At 42.9% G+C, this 12,357-nt stretch carries 9 protein-coding genes; 3 read left to right on the top strand and 6 right to left on the bottom strand.

Annotated features, from left to right (window positions below):
• Together JMW61_RS14165 and acnB are read right to left on the bottom strand one after the other, a co-directional pair.
• On the bottom strand, positions 1–1,147 hold a 1,147-nt coding region (locus JMW61_RS14165; RefSeq protein WP_201552034.1), incomplete at its 3' end, for a Shedu anti-phage system protein SduA domain-containing protein.
• Positions 1,148–1,359: 212 nt separating this feature from the next.
• Positions 1,360–3,963 carry a bifunctional aconitate hydratase 2/2-methylisocitrate dehydratase gene (acnB, locus tag JMW61_RS14160; RefSeq protein ID WP_201552033.1) on the bottom strand — a complete coding sequence of 868 codons (2,604 nt, stop codon included), beginning with the start codon at positions 3,961–3,963 and terminating at the stop codon, positions 1,360–1,362.
• Positions 3,964–4,420: 457 nt separating this feature from the next.
• Between acnB and JMW61_RS14155 the strand changes: the two genes are divergently transcribed.
• Together JMW61_RS14155 and lipA are read left to right on the top strand one after the other, a co-directional pair.
• Positions 4,421–4,825 carry a carboxymuconolactone decarboxylase family protein gene (locus JMW61_RS14155; RefSeq protein ID WP_201552032.1) on the top strand — a complete coding sequence of 135 codons (405 nt, stop codon included), beginning with the start codon at positions 4,421–4,423 and terminating at the stop codon, positions 4,823–4,825.
• Between the two features lie 148 nt (positions 4,826–4,973).
• A complete protein-coding gene (gene lipA, locus JMW61_RS14150; protein WP_110922474.1) occupies positions 4,974–6,017 on the top strand; it encodes a lipoyl synthase in 1,044 nt (347 codons plus the stop codon).
• Between the two features lie 276 nt (positions 6,018–6,293).
• Here the strand turns inward: lipA and JMW61_RS14145 are convergent, their stop codons facing one another.
• Genes JMW61_RS14145 through JMW61_RS14135 form a run of 3 tightly spaced genes read right to left on the bottom strand, consistent with a single transcriptional unit; the run spans position 6,294 to position 9,871 of the window.
• A complete protein-coding gene (locus JMW61_RS14145; protein WP_201552031.1) occupies positions 6,294–8,336 on the bottom strand; it encodes a TRAP transporter permease in 2,043 nt (680 codons plus the stop codon).
• Positions 8,308–8,886, bottom strand: coding sequence for a DUF1850 domain-containing protein (locus JMW61_RS14140; protein ID WP_227687502.1), 579 nt, complete (start codon positions 8,884–8,886; stop codon positions 8,308–8,310). Before JMW61_RS14140 ends, JMW61_RS14145 begins: the two co-directional genes overlap by 29 nt.
• Positions 8,849–9,871, bottom strand: a complete 1,023-nt coding sequence (locus JMW61_RS14135) for a TAXI family TRAP transporter solute-binding subunit (protein ID WP_197100893.1) — start codon at positions 9,869–9,871, stop codon at positions 8,849–8,851. Before JMW61_RS14135 ends, JMW61_RS14140 begins: the two co-directional genes overlap by 38 nt.
• 507 nt (positions 9,872–10,378) lie before the next feature.
• On the opposite strand from JMW61_RS14135, the gene mtnP reads away from it, so the two are divergent.
• Positions 10,379–11,272 (top strand): S-methyl-5'-thioadenosine phosphorylase, encoded by an 894-nt coding sequence (gene mtnP, locus JMW61_RS14130; protein ID WP_201552030.1) that lies wholly within the window; start codon positions 10,379–10,381, stop codon positions 11,270–11,272.
• 161 nt (positions 11,273–11,433) lie between these two features.
• Here mtnP and JMW61_RS14125 read toward each other — a convergent pair.
• Positions 11,434–12,357, bottom strand: a 924-nt coding sequence (locus tag JMW61_RS14125) for a methyltransferase domain-containing protein (protein WP_201552029.1), incomplete at its 5' end; no start/stop codon positions are given.

The following is a 12,357-nucleotide window of genomic DNA, read 5'->3' as shown; positions in this document are numbered from 1 at the left end:
GGCAAAAAGTATCATAATCTATTATTTCAATTCCCGCATATCTTCTTCTTGCTTGAACAACTTCCTCAGGTGATGAGTTTTCCCAACTTCCAACGACTAGTACTAATTTAGGGTTTTTAACTTCAATCCCATACTTTTTTTTTGCAAAATCTGAATTTTTTTGATATGTAAAATACTCTTCATAATTAGCAAGTTGTGCAACACCTTCCTCAACATAATCAATAAACCTACGTCTTTTTCTTCCACCTTTAGTAATATTTTTCTTTGCTAACGCTGCAGTTTTCAAATCATATATATCATAATATCCATCAGAGCGTTTAATCAGCAAGTCAGGATTTATTGCAGTATCATCACATGTCCCATCATGTTCAAGCCACTTTAAATAAGGCTCATATTCAAAGTGTTCTGTTTTAAATGCTTTTTTTATTATTTCAGGGTGTAATTTTAAGAACTCTCCAATTGTAGTTTCATGTATTCCGGGAAGCAAATACATACTTTGCAATTGACCTGCAACAATAAGTTGCTCTTCGCTTTTTCCTTTAACGGTATGAATACCTTTAACTTCTTTTTCACTTAAATTTTTATCAAAAAAATCGATTAATTTCGATTTCATTATAGAGCTTTTGAAAATATATGCTGCCAATATGCTTTTGCAGCGATATAAGTTATCTGACCTATTTACAAGAATACAGTTCTCAATTAAACAAGACTCGAAGTTAGAGCCAAAAGAAATAACACTTCCTTTTCCTCCTGTCCTGCTCAATTTCGAACCATATAGCTCTATAGAAGGAAATCTCTCTTCTACAGCTTTAAAATCAGCCTCTTGTGCCAAACACAAAAATTTAAAACCATTCTCTTTACCATCAAGGTGTACACAAGAATCTGGCTCAGAATCATCAAACTGACTTAAGTAACGATAAATCGATTTCTCTTTATGTATTTTAACTATCAGACCACTGTACTTTTTAACCGCCCCCACAAGTTCTGCTACATAGAATCCAGAACAATTGGTGACTAGTAAAATGTTGGGATATAGGACACTGCCATCGTTTGACTCTAAGTGTCCATTTTCTTGCATTTCAAGAACATATTCAAAATAACTTTCAAATATGTTCTTGACCTCTAAGATATATTTATCAAATAACATCGGGATTTCCACAGATAAAGAATAAGCTAATATTTTATATCGGGCTGACACGTGCTTGTAAGGAAGCAAGCATAACATGAGTAGAAATTTATAAAGCAACATTATTTAGAGCCTAAAAACTAACTATAATTTACAACTGCAAAAAAAAACCCGCATCATAAGATACGGGGTTTTCTTTATTTAAAAACGTTTAGCTTAAATTTCAACCAAGACTAGGTCAACTGAGCGACATTAATTTTATCCGCTTCTTCAGTGTATTCTGACATACGGTCGAAGTTCATGTATTGATACACTTCCTCGCCCATGCTGTCTAGCATACCAGCATACTGCTGATATTCGTCGTTGGTTGGCAATTTACCAAGTACCGCTGCTACTGCTGCAAGCTCTGCAGAAGCAAGGTATACGTTAGCACCCTGACCTAGACGGTTCGGGAAGTTACGCGTAGAGGTAGATACGGCGGTAGACTTCGGAGCGATACGTGCTTGGTTACCCATACATAGCGAACAACCTGGCATCTCAGTACGAGCACCGGCTTGAGCGTAGATATTGTAGTAACCCTCTTCCATCAATTGACGCGCATCCATCTTAGTAGGTGGCGCAATCCATAGACGAGTCTTGAGGCTTCCTGCTGGTACATCTTTTAGCAGTTTACCAGCGGCACGGAAATGACCGATGTTGGTCATACATGAACCAATGAATACTTCATCAATAGTATCACCAGCGACGTCAGCTAGTGTTTTAGCATCATCTGGATCGTTCGGGCAGCATAGGATAGGCTCTTTGATGTCAGACATATCGATAGTCATATCGATCGTGTACTCAGCATCTTCATCAGCACGCAATAGGCTTGGGTTCGCGAGCCAGTCTTGCATCTGCTCGATACGACGACTGATGGTACGTGCATCGCCATAGCCTTCTGAGATCATCCACTTAAGTAGAGTGATATTTGAGTTTAAGTACTCAGTCACTGACGCTTCAGATAGAGTAATAGTACAACCAGCAGCGCTACGCTCAGCTGAGGCATCAGATAGCTCAAATGCTTGCTCAGCAGTCAAGTCTTCTAGACCTTCGATTTCAAGAATACGGCCGTTGAATTCGTTGATTTTACCTTTCTTATCGACAGTCAATAGACCTTCTTTAATTGCTTGATAAGGAATGGCATGTACTAGGTCACGTAGTGTGATACCAGGCTGACGTTCGCCAACGAAGCGTACACGGACAGACTCAGGCATATCAAGTGGCATAACACCGGTCGCTGCGGCAAATGCCACTAGACCAGAACCCGCTGGGAACGAAATACCCATTGGGAAACGAGTATGCGAGTCACCACCAGTACCAACAGTATCTGGAAGTAGCATACGGTTCAACCAGCTATGGATGATACCATCACCTGGACGTAAGCTTACGCCGCCACGGTTCATGATAAAGTCAGGTAGTGTGTGCTGAGTTTCAACGTCAACTGGCTTTGGATAAGCCGCAGTGTGGCAGAATGACTGCATCACTAAATCTGCTTGGAAACCTAGGCAAGCCAAATCTTTTAGCTCATCACGAGTCATCGGACCAGTCGTATCCTGAGAGCCGACTGTCGTCATTTTAGGCTCACAGTACATACCAGGACGTACGCCTTCTAGACCACAAGCTTTACCAACCATTTTTTGCGCTAGCGTAAAGCCTTTACCAGTGTCTACTGGCTCTTCTGGTTTTGCAAAGATGTCTGAATGACCAAGACCCATGTATTCACGAGCACGGTTAGTTAAGCCACGACCAACGATCAATGGAATACGGCCACCAGCACGAACTTCGTCAAGCAAAGTTGGAGAGTTTAGCGCAAACGTTGACAATACTTCGTCAGAGTCATGCTTAGTGATTTTGCCTTCGTACGGATAGATGTCAAATACATCACCCATATTTAGGTTATCAACATTCACTTTCTCAATTGGCAATGCACCAGAATCTTCCATCGTGTTGAAGAAGATAGGCGCGATGTTGTTACCAAGTACTAAACCGCCGCCACGTTTGTTTGGCACGTTAGGGATATCATCACCCATCAACCAAAGTACTGAGTTGGTCGCAGACTTACGGCTAGAACCAGTACCAACGACATCACCAACATAAGCCAATTGATGGCCTATTTTTTTCAGCTCTTCGATTTGCTTCATCGGGCCAACAACGCCTTCGTCATCAGCATTGATGCCGTCACGAGAGTTTTTGTGCATGGCTAATGAATGCAATGGGATATCTGGACGGCTCCATGCATCTTGCGCAGGTGACAAGTCATCTGTGTTGGTTTCGCCAGTTACTTTAAACGTTGTATAAGTTGTTTTTTCTGGTACTGCAGCGCGGTTCAAGAACCACTCAGCATCTGCCCAAGATTGAACGACTTCCTTTGCAATAGTGTTGCCCGCTTCTGCTTTTTCAGTCACGTCATTGAACGCGTCAAATACTAGCAACGTCTTTTTCAGTGCTTCAGCTGCATCTTGTGCAACATCGCTGTCATCTAGTGCAGCAACCAATGGCTGAACGTTGTAGCCACCTTGCATAGTGCCTAAGATTTCAACTGCTTTTTGCTTGCTGATAAGTGGTGATGATGTTTCACCCTTAAGGATCGCAGCTAAAAATGCCGCTTTAACGTAAGCAGCTTGGTCAACACCAGCAGGAATACGATTTTCTAGCAAGTTCATCAAGAATGCATCTTCGCCTGCAGGTGGCGTTTTTAATAGCTCAACCAACTCTGCTACTTGTTTTTCATTCAGTGGTAGCGGAACCGTTCCTAGCTCAGCACGTTCTTCGACATGTTTACGATAAGCTTCTAACACAATAGTCGTCCTCGTCAGTTGGTGTTTAGCACATTACGTTGGGTAGTCAGTATGACAGCCTGCGTCCATGTACTAGATGGAATAATTATCTGTGCAATCATAGCTCAAAACGCTCTAAATGTTAATGGCTCAGCTTGGAAAAGGCTTAGAATAAGGCCATATTGGACATTTATTATAAAAATAGTACCGTCAACAATACGCTTGAACGGTCTTTTATATCTTATACGCCGCTTGCTACGCTCATTGACTGCTTTATTATTTTCGGTTAAATAGACACTGTGTGACTGCTATACTCTTTTGTAAGATATTATTTTTCAAACATGCCTTTTTTCAAATGCGCTTTAGTCATTTAATGCACTCTAGCACAGCAGCTTAATAAGGTAGCACATATCATTAGCATACATATATCATTAGCACACATAGCTAGCACATATAAACCGCCAGTGAGGATAATAAAATGAATGATAAAGAAAACAATGCCAATTATGACAGCGGTCTAAAAGTTCGCACCGAGGTAATGGGTGAGCAACATGTCAAACGTTCACTGGATAGCGCGACTGGGTTCACTCAGCCATTACAGGATTGGATCATTGAGCATGCGTGGGGTAGCACGTGGCAAGATGACTCCGTATTACCACGCAAATATCGCTCATTAATCACTATCGCTTTTTTGATTGCCCAAAAAAGCCCAAATGAGCTAAAAGGACATATTCGAGGCGCTATCAATAATGGTGCTAGTGTCGCTGAGATTCGAGAAGTTCTCATGCACAGCTTACCCTACTGCGGCGCACCCGCCACTCAAGAAGCGTTTCGTGCTGCCATAGAAATCCTGAATGAGTTGGATATTGACATAGATATTTAAAACTATGGTAAAGAGACAAGTCGTAGTAATCTTAACAAGATTGATTAAAAGCTACCCCTTGAATTTCTGTTATAATGTCCTCACTCACAACACATTCTAATAATTCCATAAACCCTTATAAGATAAAGGGTTAAGAGATAATTTTATTATGACAACTGCCGTACAAACCTATGTACCTGCTGCTAAGGCCAAACCCAAAAAAGCCATTCAAGGCGAAAAGCTGCGTGGCTACGATAAAGTTGCCCGTATCCCAATTAAAGTAATCCCGACCGTCGAGGCAAAGAAAAAGCCAGATTGGATTCGGGTCAAGATGTCATCGCCTGCTGAAGTAGCCCGTATCAAAGCCACGTTGCGTGAGCAAAAGCTTTATACCGTCTGTGAAGAAGCGGCCTGCCCTAACCTGCCACAGTGCTTCGCTGACGGTACGGCGACCTTTATGATCATGGGTGATATCTGTACGCGTCGCTGCCCGTTCTGTGATGTCGGCCATGGTCGTCCAAATAAGCTAGATGCTGATGAACCACGCCATACTGCTGAGACGATTGAAGGTCTTAAACTCAAGTATGCAGTCATTACCTCAGTTGACCGTGATGATTTGAAAGATGGTGGTGCCATGCATTTCGTTGAAGTACTCAACGAATCACGTGCGCTTAGCCCGAACTGCTTAATTGAGATATTGGTACCTGATTTCCGTGGTCGTATGGATATTGCGTTGGATTTGCTAACGGAAACGCCGCCAGATGTCTTTAACCATAACATCGAAACGGTACCGCGTTTATACAAAGCATTCCGTCCGGGTTCTGATTATCAGCATTCACTCGACTTGCTCAAGCTATATAAAGAGCGTCGTCCTGATATCGCGACCAAATGCGGCTTTATGGTCGGCCTTGGTGAGACTGAAGAAGAGATTTATGCGCTACTTGATGATCTAAAAGCACATAATGTGGATATGATTACGGTTGGTCAGTATCTACAACCTAGTAAAAACCATGCGCCTGTTGATCGTTATGTCCATCCAGATGAGTTCCAGCGTTATATGGACTATGGCAAGAAAATCGGCTTCTTTAATATCTGGGCAGGCCCAATGGTACGCTCAAGCTACTTTGCAGATCGTCAGTACTACGGCGAAGACTGCCCTGCACCAATCCGTAGCAAAAAGGCATTGGCAGCAGAAGGCAAATTAGGCTGCTAATCTGACAAGAGAGCGAATGTAAAATCATTCGCTAAGAAAAGCTACTAAGCGTAGATGAGCACAGAAAAAGGGTGAATAACAAATTTGTTATTCACCCTTTTTTATGACTGATTTAAGATATCGATGTAATAGATATGAATGCCTAAAACTTAGACATTCATATCATCCACAAAAATTTGAGTAGCTATGAAAACAAGTAGCAGTATTACTTATGTAGACTAAACTTGTTCGACAAAGTTACTCATATAATTTGTGGTTGGTACTAGATATTCACAGCTATACACTAACAGTCGGCGTCGGTGCTTCACTCGTCTTAATATTAAACACAGCAATACCAAGGACAATAACAGCGCCTGCAACACCAGTGATGATCTCAGGGTAAATCAACAACAATGCACCAACAACCAAAATGACACGGGTGAGTGTATTCATTCCGCCTCTGAAATATCCTTCGAGCGCAGCGCTTAAGGCGATCACACCAGTGATTGACGTTACTACCACGGTGATGATATCCACAATAGGAGGCAGTGGGAAATCTTTCGCCGTGACTGCCAAACCTGTTGGATCGATCATTAGCATCGTTGGGTTGTAGATAAACATAAACGGCACGATAAATCCAGCAAGGGCAAGTTTCAATGACAAGAACCCTGTCTTCATTGGATCACCGCCCGAAATACCTGCACCCGCAAAGGCTGCGAGACATACAGGTGGAGTAATATTGGCAAAGATACCAAAGTAGAATACAAACATATGCGCTGATAAAATTGGAATATCAAAGCCAGCTAGTGCTGGAGCCGCCATCGTTGCTGTAATGATATAGGCAGGAATAGATGGTAGTCCCATGCCTAAAACCATCGATGCTAGCATGGTTAAAATGAGCGTAAAGAATAATGACCCTGCGCCTAATGTGACGATAGATGATGTCATCACCGTACCAAAGCTGGTCAAACTAACCACCCCAATGATAATACCAACGACCGCACAAGCAGCCATTACCGCTAGTGACTGGCGCGCACCATCTTCTAGTGCGCCTAAGATATCAGACAACCCCATGCGAGTCTCAGCACGTAGCATACTGATCACGACGGTGAACCCAATGGTATAAGCCGCGGCATAGCCGACAGGGACATTTTTGATTAATAGGAAAACCAAAAACACAATCGGTAGTAGCATATGACCACGGGCTTTTAATACTTCTTTTACCGCTGGCAAGTTTTCTTTAGCGATGCCTTTTAGATCACGGCGTCCAGCACGGAAATGCACCTGTGCAATCACACCAAGATAGTACAAAATCGCGGGCAATAATGCGGCCAACGCAATCGTGCTATAAGGTAAGCCTGTTGTCTCCGCCATAATGAATGCACTCGCACCCATAATTGGCGGTAATATCTGCCCGCCAACTGAGGCACTTGCCTCAACTGCACCGGCAAAATCTTTATGATAGCCGACCTTTTTCATCAACGGAATGGTGAAGGCACCGGTACTTACCACGTTTGATAACGCAGAGCCATTGATACTACCCATAAAGCCACTAGAGATGACCGCTACTTTTGCAGGCCCGCCTTTTTTGTGACCCGCGATGGCTAGTGCCAAATCATTGAACAGCTGCCCCATTCCTGAACGTGCTAAGAACGCGCCAAAGAGAATGAATAGGAAAATGAACGTTACCGATGCGCCAATCGCAACAGAGTATAAGCCTTCGGTTTTTAAAAATAATTGACCAAATATATCACCCATGTCATAAGGGCGGGTCAATAATCTATCAGGCATAAAGTCCAAATGACTGACAAACGGATACGCCAAAAATATCCCTGCTAAAATCGGTAAAATCCAACCAGTGATACGGCGACTGCCTTCTAGCACGCAGACCACGGTAATCAGAGAAAATATCACATCGACCTGATTTGCCATGCCGCCACGCGAGGTCACAATATCTTGATATTCATAAATCAAATAGCCCATGCCAGATAACGACAGCGCAAACCAAATCCAGTCATACCATGCCACACTTTTTCGGCTGCTTTTTTTGCTAGCAGGGAAAATCAAGAATATTAATGCAAAACCAACACCTACATGCACAGAGCGTTGTAGCAATGCTGGCATTGGATTAAAGGTGATATAAAGGTGAAATAGCGAATAGAGTATACAAATACCAGCGATCAAATATTTCACTGGTCCTTGGGTAATATGACGCGTGATTGACTCTCGGTCATATTTTTCCAATACTGCTTTGTTGATTGCCGCAGCTTCAGCGTCGGTATCAACATGAGCGTCTGGCTTGGTAGTTACGCTACCGTGATCCGTCACTTGGGATGTCATGACAAAGGTCCTTGTTAAATCTATCAATGAAACCATACATTTTCGGCATGATCGTTACTTCAGAATAATCTGGCACCAACTGGTGAATTAAAACACGATGGTCGCCATAATCAATCTCACCTTTGGTCAGTCTGGATACCACCCAATTGAGGTTAGGTAACTTCTCATTGATTTGGTAACCCAGATAGCCAGGTTTTTGTACAGGAGCAAGCATTTCGGTGGAAGGAGTACCTGCACCGAAAGCTTCAAAATAGGTTGTGGTCAGTAGCAGCTCAGCAGCTTCTGTACTGCTGCCGTCTATGCGTTGGTACTGCTCCTCCCACCATTGTTTTTCTACAGAATGTATCCATCGCAGTTGAAAGTCAGGCTCAACGAAATAACAAACCGTATCATCAGCGCCCTCTACCCCTGCGACGCGCACTTCAACGACAGGCTGGAGAATAACCCCCATCCATAACGTAAAAAAAACCAGCGCGGCAATAAATGCTGCGCCAGCTGTTAGCCCTAATGGATTACTTGGCTGCTTGTTCGTCATAGTATTTTTTAGCACCAGGATGGATTGGAGCGACCATACCTTCACGAGCAGTTGCTAGGCTGATGTCGTTGGCTGCTTGGTGAGCGGTTTTTAGACCCTCTAAATTATCAAATAACGTTTTGGTTAACTTATAACCATCAGCTTCAGATAGATCAGAACTAACCAATAGCGCATTCATAATTGCTGCCGTTGGGATAGCGGCTTCGTTACCGTACGTGCCAGCAGGAATCTCAAACGTTTTGAAATAAGGCTTGCTCGCGATGATTTCTTTTAGCTTGTCTTGGTCGATACTGACAATCTGTAAGTCTAAACCCTGCTCTAACTCCATCAGAGATGAGTTTGGAAGACCACTACTGAAGAATGCTGCTTCAATTTTACCTGCTTTCATACCATCAGCGGCTTCTGCAAAGCCTAGATAATCAACGGTGACATCGTCATACGTGATACCAAACCCTTCCAATAACGTGCGAGCATTGACCTCTGTGCCAGAGCCTTGATCGCCAACAGCGATACGCTTGCCTCTTAAATCTTCAATAGTTTTGATGCCAGATTTTTTTGACGTGACGATTTGCACCACGTTAGGGTATAAGACAGCGATCTGTTGAATGTTAGTAATTGGCTTCTCAAAGTTGTTTTTACCTTCGATTGCATCGGTGACCACGTCACTGAGTGCCAATACCATGTCGACTTTACCTTGGGTCAATAGATTGACGTTCTCAACTGAAGCGCCCGTGGTTTGTGTCTTTGAGTTTACACCGAAGGTTTTGACATAAACTTCAGATAATGACGTACCAATGATGTTGTAAGGGCCTGACGCACCGCCAGTAGCGATGGTAAGGAACTTGGTATCTAGCTTATTATCAGCAGTGTCAGTCGCAGCGCCATCTGTTGCGGTACTATCGGTGGCTGTAGTATCACTACTTTCTGAACATGCTGCTAGGCCTAACGTAGCGCTTAGCATCGCTGATAATAATAATGGAGACTTGAAAGAGTTGAGCATGGAATTCATCCTTGAAATAATCAATTTAATACATAGAGTCGCATTAACTTATGCTTATTAATGCATTACAGACTTGTAATAATATAGCAATTTTTACAATAAATAAACCACAGACTGTTTTCTCTTTTGCTTTCAATACCTTATATTTGAAGCTGTTTGAAGGCATGCTAGCGTTTTATCATCAAATCTGAATATACACATAGTTCCTCTATATAGAACTGAGTTCCTATCATCAACTATCTAAGCAAGGTTTGAAGGTATTACAAACCTTTATCAAAACCAGCTATAGATGGCACATACTGCCTATTTGAGGCAGCATCTACTTTAATTGTGACAATATCTCGTTATAGGTAACACATAAAATCTGACCCAGTACTTATTTTCGATTGCTTTCTATTACCACTCAGTTTCTGCTATATTTTCTTTGAATATTAATAAGCGCCAATAACAAGAAAGTTCTTCTATATTAGCAAGGTTGTCTTTGGCAACTAAAATTGGATAATACTTATGACAACCTCTATAGAACAAGCACCACTATCTGCGGATATCGCTATCATTGGAGGCAGTGGGTTGTATCAAATGGATGCCCTCATCAACAAGCGTCATATCACTATTGACACGCCCTTTGGCAGCCCCTCTGATGATATTGTCTTGGGCGAGCTAGAAGGAGTGACGGTCGCTTTTTTGACGAGGCATGGTCAAGGTCATAGACTGACGCCATCTGAAGTGCCTTATCGTGCCAATATTTATGCGTTAAAAACGCTTGGGGTGCGCTACATCGTATCCGTGTCAGCAGTAGGTTCTCTACGAGAGTCGCTTAAGCCACTAGATATGGTCATTCCAGATCAAATGATTGATATGACCAAGCAGCGAGTGAGTACATTTTTTGGCGCGGGCGCAGTCGCTCATGTATCGATGGCCGATCCACTTTGCCCTGCCCTAGCAGAACTCTTGACTCGTGCCTATGACAATGCAGATATTGTAGAAGGCACCAGTCACTCAAAAGCGACCTATGTCTGTATTGAAGGGCCACAGTTCTCTACTCGTGCAGAGTCTCAGTGGTATCGTCAAATGCAGGCGGATATCATTGGTATGACCAATATGCCAGAAGCCAAATTGGCACGTGAAGCCAGTATTGCTTATGCGACCTTGGCACTGGTGACAGATTTTGATTGTTGGCATCCGACTGAAGAAGCCGTCAGTGCAGACTATGCGATAAAAAATCTCATGAAAAATGCAGATAATGCTCAAAAAGTGATTAAGGAAGCGGTTGCTTTAATTGCCGCTGAATCGCCTGACTCAATTGCACATAATGCGCTTGCTCAAGCACTGGTGACGTCAGTAGATATGATGGATGATGCAACCAAAACTCGATTGGCGGCATTACTTCCTAAACATTAATAGACATGTCAATAAATGAGTATTTAACCGAAAATCAATCGTTCAAACAGTAAAAGGCTATTTCTATAGCGTCTGCCAATATATAAACATCGACAACGAATGACTCATAAAAAAGGCCATTAAGTGAATTAATGGCCTTTGCTAATGTCAATCTCTTAGTTTTAACAACAACCGCCTAATCCAGAGGTTGGCATCACAGACTGGTTAAATGGCATCAGCTCACCGCAGCCGGCAAAAATACCATAGTGACGACTGTCATCACCGATAAACTCAAAATGCGGCGCAAAGCGAGACTCTTTTAGCATTCTAAACGTATTGCCACACACTGGGAATACCCGACCCGCTTCGATAGCATGATGTTTATCAAGATCAAAACGATGCGGTGACTGCTCGATAGTTCCTTTGTATATAACCGCTTGACCATGATCTTCGCAAGCATCTTCGAGCGCTGCAATCTTAAACAAACGATAAGTGGCAGAGAAAAACTGGATATCGCCAATTTTTGCCGCCAAGGCAGGATCAGTAATCTCAAGCGGACGATCCTCAACCAAACGTACGTCTAAAAATCCTGCTTCTCGTGACAAACGGGTAAAATCTTTCCAGTACAATGCGCCACTCAAACACTCGCCATACAGGACCGGATCATCGACTAAATGTTGTGGAATACGGCGATCAGCATATACATCAGAAAAATAAAACTCGCCGCCAGGCTTAAGCAAACGCTGCACACTGGCCATGACTGCTGTTTTGTCTGGTGAAAGATTAATCACGCAGTTTGAGACAATAATATCGAAGCTGCCATCTGCGAGATTAAGCTCATCTAGCTTTTCGATATAGCCATGCAAAAAAGTCACATTGTCATAACCAAACTTATCGATGTGATATTGCTGATGCTCTTTGGCAACGGCTAGCTGCTCATCGGTCATATCGACACCGACCACATGCCCGCTCTCACCCACCAATTGCGCCAATGCATAGACATCACGGCCTGAACCACTGCCTAAGTCCAAAATTCGGCAACCCTCAAGCAGCGCTGGACATACCAGCCCGCAACCATAATAACGACTCAGTACTTCATCATGGAT

It is taken from the genome of Psychrobacter fjordensis (assembly GCF_904845995.1).
GTDB lineage: Bacteria > Pseudomonadota > Gammaproteobacteria > Pseudomonadales > Moraxellaceae > Psychrobacter > Psychrobacter fjordensis.
Note: the sequence above shows the minus strand (reverse complement) of the source record. Positions and strands in the feature narration are given on the sequence as shown.

Excerpts from the sequence above, each read along its gene's own strand:
- JMW61_RS14145 (WP_201552031.1), bottom strand. The coding sequence starts at position 8,336 with ATGACATCCCAAGTGACGGATCACGGTAGCGTAACTACCAAGCCAGAC.
- mtnP (WP_201552030.1), top strand. The coding sequence starts at position 10,379 with ATGACAACCTCTATAGAACAAGCACCACTATCTGCGGATATCGCTATC.
- JMW61_RS14155 (WP_201552032.1), top strand. The coding sequence starts at position 4,421 with ATGAATGATAAAGAAAACAATGCCAATTATGACAGCGGTCTAAAAGTT.
- JMW61_RS14135 (WP_197100893.1), bottom strand. The coding sequence starts at position 9,871 with ATGCTCAACTCTTTCAAGTCTCCATTATTATTATCAGCGATGCTAAGC.
- lipA (WP_110922474.1), top strand. The coding sequence starts at position 4,974 with ATGACAACTGCCGTACAAACCTATGTACCTGCTGCTAAGGCCAAACCC.